General features: G+C 71.4%; 19 protein-coding genes and 1 pseudogene. 9 read left to right on the top strand and 11 right to left on the bottom strand.

Annotated elements, in window-relative coordinates:
* Nucleotides 1-2: 2 nt before the first annotated feature.
* Nucleotides 3-953 carry a Bug family tripartite tricarboxylate transporter substrate binding protein gene (locus DLJ53_RS29980; RefSeq protein ID WP_111351990.1) on the top strand — a complete coding sequence of 317 codons (951 nt, stop codon included), beginning with the start codon at nt 3-5 and terminating at the stop codon, nt 951-953.
* Between the two features lie 64 nt (nt 954-1,017).
* Here DLJ53_RS29980 and DLJ53_RS29985 read toward each other — a convergent pair whose 3' ends face one another.
* Entirely contained in the window at nt 1,018-1,950 is a 933-nt protein-coding gene (locus DLJ53_RS29985; RefSeq protein WP_111351991.1) for a 2-hydroxyacid dehydrogenase, read from the bottom strand.
* A 451-nt stretch (nt 1,951-2,401) separates the two neighbouring features.
* On the opposite strand from DLJ53_RS29985, the gene DLJ53_RS29990 reads away from it, so the two are divergent.
* The gene (locus DLJ53_RS29990; protein WP_111351992.1) at nt 2,402-3,676 is read left to right on the top strand and encodes a Zn-dependent hydrolase; all 1,275 of its coding nucleotides are present in this window, start codon (nt 2,402-2,404) and stop codon (nt 3,674-3,676) included.
* Nucleotides 3,677-3,740: 64 nt separating this feature from the next.
* On the opposite strand, the gene DLJ53_RS29995 is transcribed toward DLJ53_RS29990, so the two are convergent.
* Complete coding sequence (locus DLJ53_RS29995; RefSeq protein ID WP_202913431.1) at nt 3,741-4,784, bottom strand: GlxA family transcriptional regulator; 1,044 nt, start codon at nt 4,782-4,784, stop codon at nt 3,741-3,743.
* Nucleotides 4,785-4,865: 81 nt separating this feature from the next.
* Between DLJ53_RS29995 and DLJ53_RS30000 the strand changes: the two genes are divergently transcribed.
* The 6 genes from DLJ53_RS30000 to DLJ53_RS30025 all read left to right on the top strand — a co-directional run bounded on the left by DLJ53_RS30000 (nt 4,866) and on the right by DLJ53_RS30025 (nt 9,244).
* Nucleotides 4,866-5,462 (top strand): OsmC family protein, encoded by a 597-nt coding sequence (locus DLJ53_RS30000; protein ID WP_202913432.1) that lies wholly within the window; start codon nt 4,866-4,868, stop codon nt 5,460-5,462.
* Between the two features lie 37 nt (nt 5,463-5,499).
* A complete protein-coding gene (locus tag DLJ53_RS30005) occupies nt 5,500-5,718 on the top strand; it encodes a DUF1127 domain-containing protein (protein ID WP_111351995.1) in 219 nt (72 codons plus the stop codon).
* A 126-nt stretch (nt 5,719-5,844) separates the two neighbouring features.
* Nucleotides 5,845-7,080 carry an NAD(P)-binding domain-containing protein gene (locus tag DLJ53_RS30010; RefSeq protein WP_111351996.1) on the top strand — a complete coding sequence of 412 codons (1,236 nt, stop codon included), beginning with the start codon at nt 5,845-5,847 and terminating at the stop codon, nt 7,078-7,080.
* A 12-nt stretch (nt 7,081-7,092) separates the two neighbouring features.
* A complete protein-coding gene (locus tag DLJ53_RS30015; protein WP_111351997.1) occupies nt 7,093-8,292 on the top strand; it encodes an FAD-dependent oxidoreductase in 1,200 nt (399 codons plus the stop codon).
* Nucleotides 8,293-8,401: 109 nt separating this feature from the next.
* Nucleotides 8,402-8,854, top strand: a complete 453-nt coding sequence (locus DLJ53_RS30020; RefSeq protein ID WP_111351998.1) for a MaoC family dehydratase — start codon at nt 8,402-8,404, stop codon at nt 8,852-8,854.
* Between the two features lie 90 nt (nt 8,855-8,944).
* Nucleotides 8,945-9,244, top strand: coding sequence for a DUF4242 domain-containing protein (locus DLJ53_RS30025; protein WP_111351999.1), 300 nt, complete (start codon nt 8,945-8,947; stop codon nt 9,242-9,244).
* Between the two features lie 22 nt (nt 9,245-9,266).
* Here DLJ53_RS30025 and DLJ53_RS30030 read toward each other — a convergent pair whose 3' ends face one another.
* On the bottom strand, nt 9,267-10,187 hold the full coding sequence (locus DLJ53_RS30030) for a nucleoside hydrolase (protein WP_111352000.1): 921 nt from the start codon (nt 10,185-10,187) through the stop codon (nt 9,267-9,269).
* 455 nt (nt 10,188-10,642) lie between these two features.
* Between DLJ53_RS30030 and DLJ53_RS30035 the strand changes: the two genes are divergently transcribed.
* Nucleotides 10,643-11,947, top strand: a complete 1,305-nt coding sequence (locus tag DLJ53_RS30035) for an aspartate aminotransferase family protein (RefSeq protein ID WP_244935192.1) — start codon at nt 10,643-10,645, stop codon at nt 11,945-11,947.
* A gap of 92 nt (nt 11,948-12,039) precedes the next feature.
* Here the strand turns inward: DLJ53_RS30035 and modC are convergent.
* The 8 genes and pseudogenes from modC to DLJ53_RS30075 all read right to left on the bottom strand — a co-directional run.
* Nucleotides 12,040-12,717: pseudogene (gene modC / locus DLJ53_RS30040) on the bottom strand (molybdenum ABC transporter ATP-binding protein); the annotation flags it as partial.
* Nucleotides 12,714-13,406, bottom strand: coding sequence for a molybdate ABC transporter permease subunit (gene modB, locus DLJ53_RS30045; RefSeq protein WP_111352002.1), 693 nt, complete (start codon nt 13,404-13,406; stop codon nt 12,714-12,716). The pseudogene modC and the gene modB, both read right to left, overlap by 4 nt.
* Nucleotides 13,407-13,416: 10 nt before the next feature.
* Complete coding sequence (modA, locus tag DLJ53_RS30050) at nt 13,417-14,205, bottom strand: molybdate ABC transporter substrate-binding protein (RefSeq protein WP_111352003.1); 789 nt, start codon at nt 14,203-14,205, stop codon at nt 13,417-13,419.
* A 70-nt stretch (nt 14,206-14,275) separates the two neighbouring features.
* Complete coding sequence (locus DLJ53_RS30055) at nt 14,276-14,647, bottom strand: winged helix-turn-helix domain-containing protein (protein WP_111352004.1); 372 nt, start codon at nt 14,645-14,647, stop codon at nt 14,276-14,278.
* Between the two features lie 91 nt (nt 14,648-14,738).
* A complete protein-coding gene (locus tag DLJ53_RS30060) occupies nt 14,739-16,256 on the bottom strand; it encodes a class I adenylate-forming enzyme family protein (protein ID WP_111352005.1) in 1,518 nt (505 codons plus the stop codon).
* Nucleotides 16,253-17,035: a VOC family protein gene (locus DLJ53_RS30065; protein WP_111352006.1), complete on the bottom strand. Its 783-nt coding sequence runs from the start codon at nt 17,033-17,035 to the stop codon at nt 16,253-16,255. Before DLJ53_RS30065 ends, DLJ53_RS30060 begins: the two co-directional genes overlap by 4 nt.
* A gap of 6 nt (nt 17,036-17,041) precedes the next feature.
* Nucleotides 17,042-17,458, bottom strand: a complete 417-nt coding sequence (locus tag DLJ53_RS30070; RefSeq protein ID WP_111352007.1) for a PaaI family thioesterase — start codon at nt 17,456-17,458, stop codon at nt 17,042-17,044.
* Nucleotides 17,455-18,459, bottom strand: a complete 1,005-nt coding sequence (locus DLJ53_RS30075; RefSeq protein WP_211100705.1) for a zinc-binding dehydrogenase — start codon at nt 18,457-18,459, stop codon at nt 17,455-17,457. Before DLJ53_RS30075 ends, DLJ53_RS30070 begins: the two co-directional genes overlap by 4 nt.
* Nucleotides 18,460-18,495: the final 36 nt, after the last annotated feature.

The following is an 18,495-nucleotide window of genomic DNA, read 5'->3' on the forward strand; positions in this document are numbered from 1 at the left end:
TCATGAAGCGCTCGGCATTCTTCGCGCTGGCCGCGTCGGCCATCCTGTGCGCGGCCGGAACCGCCTCGGCGGAGGACTATCCGGCGAAGGAGATCACCGTCATCGTGAACTACGGTGCCGGCGGTGCGACCGACCTCTCCACCCGCACGCTCGCCAAGGCGGCCGAGCAGCACCTCGGCGTGCCGCTCAAGGTGGTGAACCGCGCCGGCGGCGCCGGGACCGTCGGCCCCACCGTCCTCGCCAACTCGCGCAACGACGGCTACACGATCGGCGTGACGAGCTTCTCGCCCATGGCGATCCAGCCCAACATGCGCGAAGTCCCCTACAAGCTCGAGGACTTCGCCTTCCTCGCCGGCACCGGGCGCTACCGCTACGGCCTCGCCGTGCGCGCCGACTCCGAGTTCGAGACGTTCGAGGACTTCGTCGCCAAGGCGAAGGATGGCAAGGTGACGATCAGCGCCTCGGGACCGCCGAACAACATCGCGCTGCACCAGCTCGCCGAGGCGACCGGCGGCCGGTTCGACTGGATCCCCTATCCGAGCGGCAACGACTCCGCGGTGGCGCTCCTCGCCGGCGAGGTCGACGCGACGGCGCAGAACCCGACCGACATCGTCAAGCACGTGAAGTCGGGCGAGATGCGGATGCTGGCCTCCCTGAGCCCGGTGCGCTGGTTCGAGCTGCCCGACGTGCCGACCCTGCAGGACCTCGGCTACGAGATCGCGATCGACAGCTGGTCCGGCCTGTCCGCTCCGGCGGGCACGGATCCCGGCAAGATCGAGATCCTCCAGACCGCCTTCTCCAAGGCGATGAGCGACCCCGAAGTGCAGGCGCAGTTCAAGAACCTCGGCATGGACCCGGACTTCATGTCCGGCGAGGACTACCGCAAGTTCGTCGTCGAGGGCCGCGAGACGATCGGCGAGCAGCTCAAGGCGATCGGGATGACGGCGCAGTAACGCCGCCCCGCGGCAAAGGTGCTCGCGGGGGGCGGTCCGAAAGCGCCGGCCCCCGCGACGCTGTTCAGTAGCCGCGCATCCGGTCCACCGCCTCGGGGATGGTGCCGCTCTCGCGGAAGGCGCGGATGTTCGTCGCGACGATCGCCGCCGCCGTGGCCCGGTGCGTCGGGGCCGAGACGTGGGGCAGCACGGTGATCCCCGGGTGGGACCACAGCGGGCTCTCCGCCGGCAGCGGCTCCTCGTCGAACACGTCGAGGACCGCGTGGGAGAGGCGGCCCGTGTCGAGCGCCGCGATCAGCGCGCCGGTGTCGACGATGGGCCCGCGCGCGAAGTTGATGAGCGAGGCCCCTTCGGGAAGGCGCGCCAGCGCCGCGGCATCGACGAGGCCGCGCGTCTCCGGCGTCAGCGGCAGCAGAACGACCGCCACCTTGGTGCGTTCCAGCATGGCGTCGAGGCCGTCCGCGCCCCAGAACGTCTCGACGCCCTCCATCGGGCGGCTCGTGCGGTTCCAGCCGAGGACCGGGAAGCCCTGGGCCATCAGCCGGCGGGCCGCCGCGCGCCCCAGGTTGCCCAGTCCGAGGATGCCGACCGGCATCTCGTCGGGAAGGCGCAGGAGCAGCGGGTCCCAGCGCCTGGCCTCCTGCGCGCGGCGATAGTGCGGCACCTCCCGGAAGAGGTAGAGCGTGAAGGCGAGGACCGCCTCGGCCATGGTCTCGGCGAGCTGCGGGTCGACGAGCCGCACCACCGTCAGCCCGCGCGGAAGCTCGGCAACCATCCGCTCCACCCCCGCCCAGAGGCTCTGCACCCAGACGAGGTTCGGAAGCTGCGCCAGCTCGGCCGGATCCGGATTGGCGGCGATGGCGACGACGGCGGACGCCCGCTCCGCCTCGGTGGTGTCGGCGAAGGGGACGATGCGGGCCTCTGGCATCGCCGTGCTCAGCGCCGCGGTCCAGGCGTCGACGTTGCCGCGCGCGACAAGGGGGATCGTGAAGGTCATCGAGTGTGCAGGTCTTCCGTTGGGACGGGCGGGATGGCGGGAACGCGCCGGCCGGACCGGCCGGCCGCCTCGCACGGCTCCGACCCGTCGGGACCTGCGCGCGGGCAGGGCGACGCCGCCCGCGACGACGCGGCCGGCAGCCGCCGATCTACCGGGCCTGCCGCGCCGGAGCAATGACGCGCGCGCGTTTCCGCTCCGGCCGGCGGCGCGCGGGACCGGGAGGTCGGCACCGCAGTTGCACGCACCATGCGGCCGCGGCCGGACCGGGCGCCGCCGAGCGCTTGTGGCCTTCGCGCGGTTCGCCCATGCTTCGGCCGTCACCCCAGGAGCCTGTCGTCCGACGAGGAGTTTTCGTGGCTGAGTTCGACGTTGCCGTGCCGACCGCGCGCCAATCCATCACAGACCGCGCCGGGCGCCCGTACGACGCGTCTCCCGTCCCGGAGGGCGCACGGTGAGCGCCGCCGGCAACGGGCCGCCGCCCGCCGACACCGCCCTCGCCGCACGCCTGTTCGACGAGCTCGCCGAGAAGACCGCCGACCGGCGCGGCGTCACGCGCACCGCCTACGGCGCGGGCGAGCAGTTCGCCCACGATCTCGTGCGCGACGCCGGCACTGCCGTCGGCCTTTCCGCCCGCACCGACGCCGGCGGCAACCTCTACCTCACGCTCCCCGGCACGGACGAGACGGGAAGGGCGATCATCGTCGGCTCGCATCTCGATTCGGTGCCGATGGGCGGCAACTTCGACGGCGCCGCAGGCGTCCTCGCCGGCCTCGCCGTCGCCGCGGGGTGGAAGAAGGCGGGCTATGCCCTGCGTGACGACCTCGTCGTCATGGCGCTGCGGGCGGAGGAGAGCACGTGGTTCCCGGTGTCATACCCCGGGTCAAAGCTCGCCCTCGGCCTGCTGCCGCCCGAGACGCTGGACCTTACCCGCGCCGACAGCGGCCGCACCCTCGCCGACCACATGGCCGAGCTCGGCTTCGATCCGGAGACCGTGCGGGCCGGGACGCCGCAGGTCGATCCCGCCAGCGTGCGCGCCTACGTCGAACTCCACATCGAGCAGGGGCCGGTCCTCATCGCCGAGGATGCGCCCGTCGGCGTCGTCACCGGGATCCGCGGCAGCCGGCGCTACCGGGAGGCGCGCGTCCTCGGCCAGTACGCCCATTCGGGAGCGGTGCCGCGCGCCTACCGCGCCGACGCGCTGATCGGCGCCGCCGACCTCGTCATGCGCCTTCAGGCCGACTGGCTGGCGCTCGAGGCGGAGGGGCGGGACATGACCTTCACCGTCGGCATGTTCTCCACCGATCCGGCCGAGCACGCCTTCTCCAAGATCGCCGGCGAGGTGCGCCTCGCGATCGACATCCGCAGCCACGAGGAGGAGACGCTGGAGCGCATGCTCGGCCTCGTTCACCGGCGCTTCGCCGAGGTGGAGGCGGCCCACGGCGTCACCGTCGACCCCGGCCCCCTCACGGGCTCGACGCCGGCGGAGATGGACGCGACGCTGCGCGCGGCTTTCGGCGCGGCGCAGCAGTCGCTGGGGCTGCCGTCGTTCTCGATGGCGAGCGGCGCGGGCCACGACGCAGCGACCTTCGCCGGCGCCGGCATCCCGAGCGCGATGCTCTTCGTGCGCAACCAGAACGGCAGCCACAATCCGGACGAGGCGATGGAGATGGTGGACTTCGAGGCCGCCGTGGCGGTGCTGGCGGAGGGCCTCGCCCGGTTGTCGTGAGGCGCCCGGCGCGGCGCCCCGTGACCGGCCGGCGCGGCGCGCCCCACGGCCGCAGCGCCGCGTCCTATGCCGCGTTGACGAAGGGGCGAAACATCCTCCGGTAGGCGGCCGGCGTCAGTCCGGTGCTGCGCTTGAAGACCTCGCGGAAGAAGGTCTGGTTGCCGTAACCGACCGCCGTCGCGATCGACTCGACCGGCCGGTCGTCCGTCTCGAGGATGCGCTTGGCCGCCTCGATCCGCAGGTTCTGCGCGTAGCACAGGAGGCTGGTGCCGGTGGCATCCTTGAAGCGCCGTTTCAGGCTCCGCTCGGCGATGCCGCACACCTTCACCACCGCCGCGACGGGGTCCGGCTGGGCGTAGTTCTCGGCGAGCCAGGCCTCTGCCCGGCGCACGACGCCGTCCGCGTGCGGCAGCCGGCGCACCAGCGCCGAGTAGGGAAGCTGCCCCTCCGAGTGCCACTTCATCAGGAAGAACTTGGCGATGTCGAGCGCCTCGCCCGGACTGGTGTGGCGCGAGATGATGTGGATCGCGAGGTCGTGCCAGGAGCTCGCCCCGCCTGAGGTGACGAGCCGGCCGGTCGGATCCGACAGGCACAGGGTCGACCCCACTTCGAACCGCACCAGCGGGAAGCTCCGGCGGAAGAGATCCTCCAGCCCCCAGTGCGACGTCGCGATCCGCCCGTCGAGGAGCCCGGCCGCCGCCAGCAGAACCGAGCCCGAGCAGGCCGAATAGATCGTGCTCCCCGCCTCGAAGCAGGACCGCAGCCAGGCCTTCGCCTCCTCGTGCCGGTCGGTGATCGCGTCGTCCGGCGTCAGCCAGAGGTCGGTGATGATCACGACCTCCGGCGCCGTGACGTCCCGGAAGGCGAGGTCCGGCCGGATGGGGATGCCGTGCAGGCCGGTATACGGCTCGCCCGTCGGACTGACGACGTGGGGGCGGATGAGCGCGCGGCCCGGTTCGGCGCGAGAGGCGGTGCGCCAGGCCGTCCCCGTCACCGCGAGGATCTCCAGCATTCCATAGAGCGAAGAGCCCGAGCTCTCGGGCAGGCAGAGAAGATAGGCGTCGATGATGCCGGATTTCTCGGCGGAGACCACCGAAGAAGGTGGCACGTTTCGACTGCTTTCGACCGGTTTCGCGCTCACGACCATCCCATGCACTCCGTATGTAACAGGCGCCGCAGGAGCCGGCATATGAATATTCGCCAACAAAAAGGACAAATTAACATGGATCACGCAAAAGTAGAAATTGCTAACAATGGCGTGAACGTCGCGGCACTTCTCAATGCTCGAAAGGCGCTGGAGGAGGCGCCCGCCGCCGCCCATTTCACCTGGCGCGCCGAATGCTCTTGGCTGGACGGCGTTCACAGTCGTTCAGTAATCAAAGACTTCCACGGGCTGGGTGAGGAGCAGACCCGCAAGACCGCCTTCGCCGTCGAGGCCGATCACCCGGAAGTGTTCGCCGCCTCCGACAGCGCCCCGACCCCGGTCGAGATCGTGCTGTCGGCGCTGGGGAGCTGCCTGATGGCGGGCGTCGCATCGGTCGCGCAGAACCGCGGCGTGCAGCTCCACTCGGCGAAGGCCATCGTCGAAGGCGACATGGACCTCTACGGGATCCTCGGGATCGACGCGGATGTGCGCAACGGCTTCAGCGCCGTGAGGGTCCGCTTCGAGATCGACGCCGACGGCACGCCGGACGAGATCGCAGGGATCGTCGCGCAGGCGCAGAGACGGTCCGCCGTCTTCGACCTGATCACCAACCCAACGAACGTGGTGGTCACCGTCGCCTGACGCGGGCGGCACCACCGACCTTCGGGAGTACGTCGTCATGACGGTGCTGGACCAAACGCAACTGCCGTCCCCCTCGCTCGGCCGTCCCTGGCGCTCGCTTCGCGGTGCCGTGGCGACCTGTCTCCGCCGCCGCGCCAACCAGCGTGACTATCGGCACCTGGCCGCCTTCAGCGACCACGAGCTGAGGGACATCGGACTCACCCGCCATGACGTGGAGTGCGCCCTCGCGGGCCACCCGCTGCGGCGGAACCACTGAACGCAGGGCCGAGGGTGCGACGCGCTCGCACCCCGGCTCCCCCGGATCCAAGGTGTCGGCCCGCCCGCGCACGCGATGCGCGCACGGCGCGCCGCGCCCCGAATGGAAGGAACGAGCGTCGTGAGAATGGTGAACGCTGTAATCGTCGGAGCGGGTCAGGCCGGGCTCTCCATGAGCCGCGAGCTCAACGCCCGCGGCGTGGACCATGTCGTCCTGGAGCGCGGCGAGGTGGCCAACAGCTGGCGGCGTCAGCGCTGGGACAGCCTGCGTCTCATCACCCCCAACTGGATGAACGGCCTACCGGGACACCCGTACGCCGGCCCGGAGCAGAACGGCTACATGTCCGCGCGCGAACTCGTCGACGCGTTCGACCGCTTCGTGGCCGCGGAGGACCTGCCGATCGAGACCGGCGTGGACGTCCTCGCCGTCCGCCCGGGGGGCGGTGGCTACCTGGTGGAGACCTCGCACGGCATGATCGCGAGCGACGCGGTCGTGCTGGCGACGGGACCCGCCGTCACGGCGAAGCGCCCGCTCTTCGCGGCGAGCCTTCCGCGCGACCTCGTCCAGCTCAGCGCGCTCGACTACAAGCGGGCCTGCGATCTGCCGCGGGGCAGGGTGCTCGTCGTCGGTGCGTCGGCCTCGGGCGTGCAGATCGCGCAGGAGATCCAGCGCTCGGGCCGGGACGTCATTCTCGCCGTCGGGCATCACACCCGCGGGCCCCGGCATTATCGCGGCGCGGACATCGACGCGTGGCTGCATCTCCTCGGCCTGCTCGACGTCACCATTGACGAGGTGGACGACGTCGCCAGGGTGCGGCGGGCACCGTCGATGCAGCTCCAGGGGCACGACCGCGTGGAGGCGCTCGATCTCAACGCGCTGCAGGACATCGGCGTCGAGATCGTCGGGCGTCTCGCCGGCGTGTGCGACGGGCGGGCGCAGTTCGCCGGCAGCCTCGCCAACATGTGCGCGTCGGCCGACCTGAAGATGAACCGCCTGCTGGCGGCCATCGATGCCTGGGTCGAGACGCACGACCTCACGGCGCTGGTGGCCCCGGCCTATGCCCTGCCGGCGACGCGCGTCCCCGCGGCGCCGCGCCTGTCGCTCGATTTCGCGGCGGAGGGCGTGCGCACCGTCCTGTGGGCGACCGGGGTCCGCCCCGACCATTCGTTCGTGGATCTCCCCGTCTTCGACCGGAAGGGGGAGATCCGGCACGACGGCGGCGTCGTGGCGCCGGGCCTCTTCGTGATGGGCCTGCCGTTCCTGCGCCGCCGGAAGTCTCATCTCATCGACGGCGCCGGTCCGGACGCGCGCGACCTCGCAGACATCCTGCGGGGCGAGCTCGACCGGCGGCAGGCAGCATGACTGGAGGCTGTCATGACCACCACATTCCATGCAGCGCCGTCCCGGTGTGACGCGCTGATCGTCGGCGGACGGTGCGCTGGTGCCGCGACGGCGATGCTTCTCGCCCGCAAGGGCCTCTCGGTCCGCGTCGTCGAGAAGCGGGCCTACGGGTCCGACGCCCTGTCGACGCACGCGCTGATGCGGGGCGGCGTCATGCAGCTCCACCACTGGGGCCTCCTCGACCGGCTGCGCGCCGCGGGGACCCCGCCGGTGCCGTCGGCGACGTTCGCCTACGGCGAGGAGCGGATCACCATCCCGACGAAGCCCGTCGACGGGATCGACGCGCTCGCCGCCCCGCGCCGGACGGTGCTCGACGCCCTGCTGGCGGACGCGGCCGGCGGGGCCGGCGCCCGGATCGAGTTCGGCGCCGCGCTTGCCGGACTGGTGCGCAGCGAGGGGGGGCGCGTCGAAGGCGCCGTCATCCGCCGGCCGGACGGGACCCAGGAGCGGGTGCGGGCCGGCATCGTGATCGGCGCCGACGGCGTCGCCTCGGGGGTCGCGCGGAGCGTGATGGCGCGCACGATCCACGAAGGCGGCCACGCGACCGCCGTCCTCTTCGCGTACTGGAAGGGGGTCACTTGGGGCGGGTACGAGTGGGGCTACGACCGCGGCTTCGCGACCGGGGTCATCCCCACGAACGATGCAGCCGCCTGCGTCTTCGTCGCGATCCCCTCGGCGCGCTTCCAGTCCCTTCAGGGAACGCCCGAAGAGAGTTATCGTCACCTCATCGCGACGCGGGCGCCCGCTCTGCGCGAGCGCCTGTCGGGCGCGGTCATGGACGGCAAGGTCCGTGCGTTCGGCGGCAAGACGGGGCACCTGCGCCAGGCGTTCGGCGACGGGTGGGCGCTGGTGGGCGACGCGGGGTACTTCAAGGACCCGATCACCGCCCACGGCATCACCGACGCGCTGCGCGACGCGGAGCTTTTGGCCGAGGCGGTCGCCGCCGGCACGCCGCAGGCGCTCGCCGCCTATCAGGACGAGCGGGACGCGCACTCGCTCCCCTTCCTCGAGGCGACCGACGAGATCGCCTCGCTCGACTGGAGCTTCGACCGGCTGAAGGCGCTCCACATGACCGTGAACGCGGCGATGAAGGGCGAGGTCGAGATGCTCCGGCGACGGCACGGCACGCTCCCGGCGCCCGGCCCGGAGGCCGGCGCGGCGCTGCCGGCCTGACGCCACGGCCGCGACGGCGGCCCGGCACGGCGCGGCCCGTAGCGGCGCCGCGCCTCGATCGAGACCGCGCGGGCACGCACCCGGCGCGGCGCAGACAAGGAGAGGCACCATGGTAGACGAAATCATCAAGGACGGCTGGGCCGGCGTGATCGCCGGGCGGCCCGAGGTCGGCGCGGTCGCCGAGCGCTCCCACCGCACCTCGATGCGCGACATCGAGGCGTTCACCGAGATCACCGGCGACCGCAACCCGCTCCACTACGACGAGGCGCTCGCCCGCGGCAGCATGTTCGGCAAGCTGATCGTGCAGGGCGGCGTCACCTCCGGGATCCTCAACGCCATCGTGGCGGAAGACCTGCCGGGACCGGGCACCGTCTTCCTCGAGGTCAACTGGTCGTTCCTCAAGGCGGTCGGCGTGGACGAGCGCATCACGGGGCGGGTCGAGATCCTGACGGTGCGCCCGGACAAGCCGATCTGCACCATCGCGACCAGCGTGCGCAACGAGGCCGGCGACGTCTGCCTCAAGGGCAACGCCACGGTCTACACCGTCCCGCTCAAGCGATGACGGCGGGCGCGCCCCGCGCGTGACGTCTCGATACCGGGCGCCGTCCGGACCGGGCGACGTCCCACCGATTTTTCAGAAGGAGAGGTTGTCATGGAGCTTTATGTCATTCGCCGCGCCGGCGCCTGGCCGGACCTGCCCGAGCTCGCGAGGGCCGCGGAAACATCGACCCGCGTCGGCAACGAGATGGCGGGCGACGTGCGCTGGATTCGTTCCTACGTGGTGCGCGAGCCGGACGGGCGCGTCGGCACGGTCTGCATCTACGAGGCGACCGGCCCCGACGCGATCCGCGAGCACGCCCGGCGCGTCGGCATGCCGGCCTCGGAGATCTTCCCCGTGCTCGACACGGTCGTCGTCAGGGACGACCCGCAGCGCGCGCAAGCGGCCGAGTAGAGGCGCCCCGGGAGGCCCGGGACTACCGCGCCCCGAGGCGCGAGATCCGCTCCACGAACAGCGAAAGGACGCGGCCGGCATCGGCCGTGTCGACGACGTTCACCGTCGGCGCGCCCTCCGCGTTCGTGGGATCGACGAGCGAGGCGCCTTCGGTCGGCCCGGGACGGTAGTCGACGACGACGCGGGCGGGGTGCGAGGTGAAGAGATCCGGGGCGAGGAGCATCGCGATCACGCACGGGTCGTGGATCGCGGAGTCGCGGGTCGCGTAGGCCGCCAGCATCGTCCGAGCGGCCTGGGTGCACGGCGTGCCGGCCCGCGCGAAATCCTCGAGGACATCCGCCGAGACCAGCACCTGGCGTGTCAGGTTCAGGCCGAAGAGGTCGATCGGGGCGCCGCTCGTCAGCACGATATGCGCCGCGACCGGGTCGTGCATGAAGTTGAACTCCGCCATCGGCGTGATGTTGCCCGGCGCGCCGACCGAACCGCCCATGATGACGAGCCGCTTCAGCAGCGAGGGCAGCGACGGCTCCATCGCGAACGCCATCGCGACGTTGGTCAGCGGGCCGATCGCGGCGAGCGTCACGGTGCCGGGCGCCGCCGCCATGATGCGCGCGACGAGAACGTCCACCGCGTGGCCGGGCGCCACCGGCGCGCCCTCGTCCGGCAGCGCCAGACCACCGAGCCCGTCGTCGCCGTGGGCGCTGGACCAGCGGACCGTGCGGGGCAGGAGGCCGCCGTGGCAGCCCTGATGGACCGGAATGTCGCTGCGGCCGGCCAGCGACAGGAGGCCGCGCGCGTTTCGCGTCACCTGCTCGATGGGACGGTTGCCGGCGACGGTCGTGACGGCCTGCAGGTCGAGTTCGGGCGATGCCAGCGCCAGGAAGATGGCGATCGCATCGTCGACACCGGGGTCGCAGTCGATCAGGAGGGGCGTGCCGGTCATGAAGAGGTGCCAGACTTCGATTGGCGGGCCCCGTGCCGGACGCAGGGGGCCGCGGGGGAGCGGGACGGGCTCGCCCGCGGCCGGGGAGCGCCGGCGGGCGCGTCGGCGACGGCCCGCGAGGACGACGACCACGGTCCCGAGAGGCGTGCCCGCCGGTCCGAGGTCGACCGAGGGGCCGTAAGTGAGACCCTCGCCCCGGTCAATGTCGCGTCACGGCGCAGCGGTGATCCCGGGCGCGTGGCCGCCGGTGCTGGTATCGCACCGAAGGGCCATGCACGCGGGCGCGGCGTGCCGGGACCGGCGGATTGACGGTTGATGGCCCGAAACGCGAGGGTTCACCGGAGCGGCGAGGGCGCTATCATTCGAACCGTGCCGGGCATCGCCCGCAGCCTCGAACGCCCGCAGCCCGCGGGGACGTCACCCCGCCTTTCCCTCCTTCTATCGACGGTCCCGCGATGAAACCTCCCGCCGCCGGCATGCCGAACGCCGACGTCCCCTCGGACGACGTGACCCTCGGCCCGGAGAGCGCGGCGCTCCTGGAGCGGCGCGAGCGGCTCCCCGGCGGCGCCTCCCGCCTGTCCTACGAGCGGCCGTTCCGCCCGGTGCGCGGCCAGGGCTGCATCCTCTACGACGCCGCCGGCAACGGCCACCTCGACGCCTGCAACAGCGTCGCCTCCGTCGGGCACTGCCATCCGCGGGTCGTCGGCGCGCTGGCGCGGCAGGCGGGTGCCCCCGACACCCACACGGGCGACCTCGGCGGCGAGGTCGTCGACTACGCCGAGCGGCTCCTCACCACGCTGCCGGCGGCCATCGACCGCGCGGTGTTCACCTGCACCGGGAGCGAGGCGAACGACCTCGCCGTGCGCATCGCCCGGCACGCGACCGGCGGGACCGGCGTCGTCGTCACCGAGACGGCGTGCCACGGGACGACGGCGGACGTCGCCGCCTTCTCGCCATCGCTCGGCCCGGGCGTGCCGCTGGGCGCCGATGTCCGGACCGTACCCGCGCCTGTCGGCGGGGATGCGGACGCCTTCGCGGCAGCGGTGCGCGCGGCATTCGCCGACCTCGCCCGCAACGGCGTCCGCCCGGCGGCGTTCATCTGCGACACGATCTTCGCCTCGGACGGGGTCTGCGCCGATCCGCCCGGCTTCCTGGCGGCGGCGGTCGACGCGGCGCGCGAGGCGGGTGCCGTCTTCATCGCCGACGAGGTGCAGGCCGGCCTCGGGCGGACCGGCGCAGGGATGTGGGGCTTTTCCCGCCACCGCGTCGTCCCGGACCTCGTTACGGCGGGCAAGTCCATGGGCAACGGCCATCCCGTGGCGGCGCTGTTCGGCCGCCACGGCCCGGTGGACGCCTTCGGCCAGTCGGCGCGCGACTTCGACACCTTCGGCGGCAATCCCGTGTCCTGCGCGGTCGGGCTCGCCGTCCTCGGCGTGATCGAGGACGAGGGCCTCATCGAGAACGCGAAGACCACCAGCGAACGGTTGCGGTTGGATCTTGCCGAGCTCGCCGGGGAGCACGCCGCGATCGGCGAGATCCGCGGCGCGGGGCTCTTCATCGGCATCGACATCGTGGGCGAGGCGGGGGCGGACGCGGCGGGCGCAGCCCGGATCGTCAACGGCCTGCGCGAGAAGCGCGTCCTCATCGGCGCCACCGGCCCGAAGGCGAACGTCCTGAAGATCCGTCCGCCACTGGTCTTCGGCCCGCGCGAAGCGGACTTCCTGATCGAGATGCTCGACGACGTGCTGAGCCGGCACTGACGCCCGCCGGGCGCCTCCTGCCGCCGTCAGGCGAAGCGGGGCTGGGCCGCGAAGGGGGCGGGAGACAGCGCCTCCGGACCGGGCAGGGCGGCAACTTGCGCCGAGCCCAGCACCTCCGCGGCCGATCCCTGACGGGCGACGCGCCCCTGTTCCAGCATCACCACCGTCGTCGCCAGCCGCGCGACCTCGGCGGCCGAGTGGCTGACATAGAGGATCGGCACCGCCACCTCGTCCCGCAGCCGCTCGAAATAGGGCAGGATCTCCGCCTTGCGGGCCTCGTCGAGAGCGGCGAGCGGCTCGTCGGCGAGGATCAGCCGGGGCGCCGAGAGGAGCGCGCGCCCGATCGCGACGCGCTGCTTCTCGCCGCCCGAGAGCGCGCCCGGCCGCCGGTCGAGAAGATGGCCGACGCCCAGCAGGTCGACCACCCTCGCCATGTCCTCGCGCGGCGCGTCCTTCGGTGCGAACCATGCCCCGTAGAGGAGGTTCTGCCGCACGGTGAGATGCGGGAAGAGCCGCCCCTCCTGGAAGATGTAGCCGATGCGCCGGTGCCGCGGCTGCAGGTTGATGCCGCGCGCGGAATCGAACAGCACCCAGTCTCCCGCCGCGATCCGCCCCGCGTCCGGCTTCAGCAGGCCCGCGACCGCGTTGACGATCGTCGTCTTGCCCGAGCCGGAGCGGCCGAAGAGAACCGTCGCGCCGGGCGAGGCCTCGAACCGGACGTCGAGGGCGAAGCCCCCGAAAGCGTGACGCACTTCGATATCGAGCATCATTGACCTCCGACGCGCTTCGCCACCCGCTGGGCGATCAGTTCCGACAGAAGCAGCGCCGCCATCGCGACGCCGACGGAGACGAGGACGAGCTTCATCGCCGACGCCTCGCCGCCCGGCACCTGCAGGAAGGCGTAGATCGCCGAGGGGATCGTCCGCGTCTGACCCGGGATGTTGGAGACGAAGGTGATCGTCGCGCCGAACTCGCCCATCGCCTTCGCGAACGAGAGGATCGCCCCGGCGATGATCCCCGGCAGGATCATCGGCAGCGTGATGGTGAGGAAGACCCAGAGCGGCGAGGCCCCCAGCGTCTCGCTCGCCTGTTCGAGCTTCGGGTCCACCGCCTCGACGGACAGCCGGATCGCCCGAACCATCAGCGGAAACGCCATCACGCCGGCTGCCAGCGCCGCCCCGGTCCAGTTGAACGCGAAGACGATGCCGGCCTCGGCGAGCAGGCTGCCGACCGGACCCTTCGTGCCGAACGTCAGGAGCAGGAGGTAGCCCGTCACCACCGGCGGCAGGATCAGCGGCAGATGGACGACACCGTTCAGCACCTGCTTGCCCGGGAACGACCAGCGCGCCAGCGCGTAGGCGATCAGGATGCCGAGCGGCAGGCTGACCAGCATCGCCATGAACGAAACGCGCAGGGAAAGCGCGACCGCCTTCCACTCCGCGGGGCCGAGCCAGTCCATTCAGCGCGAGCTATTGCTCGATGACCACGAAGCCCTGGCGCTCGAACGCCTCGCGCGCCTCCGGACCGCGCAGGTAGTCGAGGAACTCCGCCTCCGCCGGGAAGTCGCGGTTGGCGAGGTCGGCGGCGGGGTAGACGATCGGCGGGTGGCTGTCGTCCGGGAAGGTGCCGACGACCGTCACGTCGTCCTCCGCCGCCGCGTCCGTCGCGTAGACGATGCCGTAGGGCGCCTCGCCGGTGGCGACGAGCGCGAGCGCCGCGCGCACGTTGTCGGCCTGGGCGACCTTGGTCTCGACGCCGTCCCACAGGCCGAGGCTCTCCAGCGCCGCCTTGCCGTAGACGCCGGCGGGCACCGCGTCGACGAGCGCCATCGCGAGCCGCCCGTCGCCGAGGAGCCCGGAGAGGTCGAGATCGGGGCCGATGTCGACCTTCTCGGCGTCGGTGCCGCTGGCGATGAGGACGATGGAGTTGCGCAGGAGATCGAAGCGCGAGTCCGGCTCGATCAGGCCGTCCGCCTCGACGACGTCCATCCAGTTGGGGTTGGCCGAGATGAAGATGTCGGCCGGCGCACCCTGCTGGATCTGCCGGGCCAGCGCCGACGAGCCGGCGAGCGAGATGACGAGGTCGTGGCCGGTCTCGGCCTCGAAGCGCTTCTCGATCTCGGCGAGGGCGTTGGTGAGGCTCGCGGCCGCGAACACGGTGATCTCGTCGGCGTGGGCCGCGAGCGGCATTCCGGCGGCCCCGAAGACGAGCGCCGCGGCAAGGGCGGCGCGCACGCGACCTGCAGCATGCTGAGACATGAAGCGAACTCCCAGACGAACGATATGTTTCGGCGGGAATATCGCGGACGATGCTCTCTGCACGCAAGCGTTATTTTCCGCCGGGAATATCCCTCAGCATCGACTGGAGCCGTTCGACGTGCTCGCGGCCGGCGCGGTAGGCCTCGTCCTCGAAGGCGCGATAGGTGTCGAGGACGGCCTCGCCGGCGTCGGTGAGGCGGGCGCCGCCGCCGCGCGCGCCGCCCCGGGTGCTCTCGACCACGGGCGCGCTGAACATCGTGTTGAGCGTCTCGACGAGCTGCCAGGCGCGCTTGTAGCTCATGCCCATCTCGCGGCCGGCGGCGGCGATCGAGCCGGTGGCGCGGATCCGCTCGAGGAGCTCGGCCTTGCCGGGCCCCATCATCTCGTCCGGGCCGAAGACGACACGGATGCGAATCCGCGGAGGTTGGTCATCGTCGCTCATGCGGCGATATTGGTCGCCCCGCGTCGGCAACGGCAAGGCGGAATCGCGTTCCGCCACACCCCGGTCCGATCCGCCACGGGCGGCGGGCGGCTCAGGAGCTGCCGGCGCCCTCCGGTTCTGCCATCGCCTCGGTGGCGCGGGCCATCAGGGCGTTGCGGTCGATCTTGTTGGTCGTCGTCAGCGGCAGGCGGTCCACGAACCAGACCCGGCGCGGGTGCTGGTAGGCCGGCGCGTTGGCGAGGACGAAGGCCTTGATCTCGTCCTCGGTGACGTCGGAACCGGCCTTGCGGATCACGAAGGCCACCGGCTTGGTGCCCTTGATGTCGTCGTTCACCGGCACCACGCAGGCCTGCGCCACGCCCGGCGCCTCCTCGATCACGTGCTCCACCTCGCTCGGGTAGATGTTCTCCCCGCCCGAGACGAACATGTCGTCGACGCGCCCGACGAAGTAGTAGAAGCCGTCCCCGTCACGGCGGAAGACGTCGCCGGTGTCGTAGAAGCCGTCGGCGGTGACGGGCGAGGCGACGTCCGGACGGTTCAGGTAGCCGAGCATCTGGCCGGGGCTCCTGAGCTGCAGCGTGCCCCGCTCGGGCGCGTTCTCGCCGACGAGCCTCACCTCGACCTCGGGATGCGGGTAGCCGACCGAGCCGCTCGGGGTCGGCCGGCCGTCCGGGTGCGCGCCGAAGCCGATCGGCCCGCCCTCCGTGGTGCCGTAGGCGTTGATGACGTGGGCGTTGGGCAGGAGCGCCGCGGTCGTCTGCGCGAGCGCCTCGTTCACCGGCGCCGACCCCATCCGGATGCTGTGGACGCTGGACAGGTCCGCCGCCGCCAGCGCCTCCTTCTCGCGCAGCATCATCGCGATCATCGGCGGCACGGCGGTGAGCCAGGTGCAGCGGTACCGGGTGATCGCCTCGATGTAGTGGGCCGCCTGGAACTGCGGCAGCAGGATCGCCGTCGATCCGGAGGCGCACACCAGGAAGGAGAGCGCGAGGGCGTTCATGTGATAGAGCGGGGCGGCGATCAGCACGCGCTCGTCGTTAAGGCGGTATTCCGGCACGCGCACGTGTGCGACCCACAGGTGCGAGGCGTGCGAGAGCAGCACCCCCTTCGGCCGGCCGGTGGAGCCGGAGGTGTAGAGGATCAGCGCCGGGTCGTCGGCGGCCGGGTCCACCGCGTCGAACGGTCCCTCGTCGAGCCAGGACGCGAAGGTGCCGTCGCCCTCGCCTTCGAAGGTCAGGACCACGGCGTCGGTCGCCGGGGCGCTCGCGCGGCGCGGCTCGTCGCAGACGAGGACGCGCACCGCGCTGTCGGCGACGATGTAGGCGATGGTCGCAGGGGGAAACTTGAAATTGATCGGCACCGGCACGACGCCGGCCCGCATCGCGCCGAGGATGGCGGCGACGTAATCGGGCCGATTGGCCGACAGGATGCCGATGCGCTCTCCGCGCGCCACACCATGGGCGACGAGGCCGCGGGCGAAGGCGTCCGCCATCCGGTTCAGCGCCGCGTAGGTCATGACGCGCTCGGTGCCGTCCGGCCACGAGCCGATGAAGGCGGGCTTGTCGGGCGCACCCGCCTCGCACGAGATCATGCCGAGATTTGTCGTCATCCGGCGACCCTCGCGGTGAGTGTGAGGTCGAGCGAGGCGATGCCGAGGGTGGCGCGGCCGGGGCCGTCGTCGCTCCACGCGACCTCGGGGGAGGCGGACGCCCGCGCCTTCAGCACGTCGAGCGACGTAAAGCCGAGCGTCGCGCCGGCAAAGCGGGGGCGCTCGCCGGCGACGAGGCGGATCGCCAGGCCCGGCAGCGCCACCACGCGCGCCTCGCCGTCAACGCTCGCGGTCGTGCCGCACAGCGCGGCATAGCGGGCTGCGTCGGCGTCGAGGTCGGTGCTCTCGACGACGATCTCGTCGATCGAGACGAAACCGTTGTCGTGGACGAGCCACTCGTCCCGCCAGACGTACTGCGGGGTCAGGTGCTCGCAGAAATAGACCCGGCCGGCGGGGAACTCGGCGCCGGTCAGGCGCACGGTGCGGAACTTCGCCTCCACCGTCTCGCCGTCGATCTCGACCGGGCGGGAGAAGGAGAGCGGCGGTTGCGGCGCGAAGCCCGCCGCCGTGAGGCGGTAATAGGTCGCGTCGGAATCTGCGCTCTTGAAGACGAGGCCGGAGAGACCGAGCGGGCTCTCCAGCACCTCCTGGCGCTGCTTGCCGCTCGCGGGCACGCCGACCAGCTCCAGATAGGACCCCGGCACCATCGCGAGATGGTTGATCGATCCGAGCGAGTGGTAACCGCGCGCGGTGAGCTGGAAGCCGAGGTCCGCGAAGATGGACGCCGCAGCGTCCATCCCCATGAGCGTGTTGATCACGATGTGGTCGAGCGTGTCCATCGCGGCTTACTTCTGCTGCGGCATCATGTAGGTGCCGCGGCCGGAGGCGAGCAGCTTGCCGTCCATGTTGAACACCTGGGCCTCGCACACCGAGAAGGTGCGGCCGAGCTTGACGACCTTGCCGACGGCCTTGAGGTCGCCCTCCATCGCCGGCGCGTGGTAGTCCACCCGCATGTCGATGGTCGGCACGCCCTTGCCGGTCTTGGAGACCAGCGCCCAGTCGGCGGTGAGGTCGACGAGGGTCGCCAGGATCCCGCCGTGCACGTAGCCGCCGGCGGTGTTGACCACCCATTCCGGCCGCCACCTGGCATGGATCTCGATCGTCCCCTCGCCGACGTCGGCGACGGTGAGGCCGAGCCATTCGTGGAACGGCCCCTTGCGCAGCAGCGCCTCGACGGCGCCCTTGTCCAGTGCCTCGCTCACGGCGTCACCACGATCTTGCCGAGCACCTCGCGGTTCTCGATCATCGCGAGACCGGAGGCGGCCTCCTCGAGCGGGAGCACCTTGTCGATCACGACCTTCAGCGCCCCTTCGGCGATGAGGTCCATGAGGGCGGACAGGTTGTCGTCGTAGAAGGAGTTGGAGCCGATCACCTGCAGCTCGAAGCTCCAGATGTAGCGCAGGTCCTCCTTCGGGTCGAAGCCGGCGGTCGCGCCGCAGGTGAGGATCTTGCCGCCGCGCTTGATGCACTTCAGCGAGGGCACCCAGGTGTCGCCGCCGGTGAAGTTGATGACGACGTCGACGCCGCCCTCGTAGCTGCGGCGCTGCGGCTTGCCGTACTTGGCAATCGCCCACTTCTGGAACTCTTCCTCACGGTAGTTGACGCCTTCGTCGGCGCCGAGCTCCTTGAGGCGCTCGATCTTCTCGGCCGAGCCGGCGCAGGCGATGACCTCGGCGCCGAGATGCTTGGCGAGCATCACACAGCCGGTGCCGACGCCGCCCGAGGCGCCGAGGATCAGCACCTTGTCGCCCGCCTTCACCGTGTTGTGGGTGATCAGCATGCGGTGCGCGGTGCCGTAGGCGACGGGGAGCGAGGCCGCTTCCTCGAAGGTCACGGCGTCCGGCATCTTGATGAGCTGATCGGCGGCGACGCGGCAATATTCGGCCATGCCGCCGTCGAGCATCTCGCCCATCAGCCCCTTCTTCTTGTTGAGGGGGTTGACGAGCACGCGGTCACCGACCGACCAGCCGGTGACGCCGGCGCCGATCTCGGCGATCTCGCCGGCCATGTCGAGGCCGGGAATGACGGGCAGCGGGACCTTGATGCCCGGCATGCCGCGCACGGTGAACACGTCGTGGTAGTTGAACGACGAGGCGCGCACGCGGATGACGACATGGCCCTCGTCAGCGGTCGGGACCGGCTTGTCGGTGACGACGGCGAGGTTTTCGATGCCCCCGTGCTCGGCGAGCACAAGGGCTTTCATGGTGTTGACCACGGTGTTCCTTCTTCGTGGTTGTGA

The organism is Acuticoccus sediminis, from assembly GCF_003258595.1.
Lineage (GTDB): Bacteria > Pseudomonadota > Alphaproteobacteria > Rhizobiales > Amorphaceae > Acuticoccus > Acuticoccus sediminis.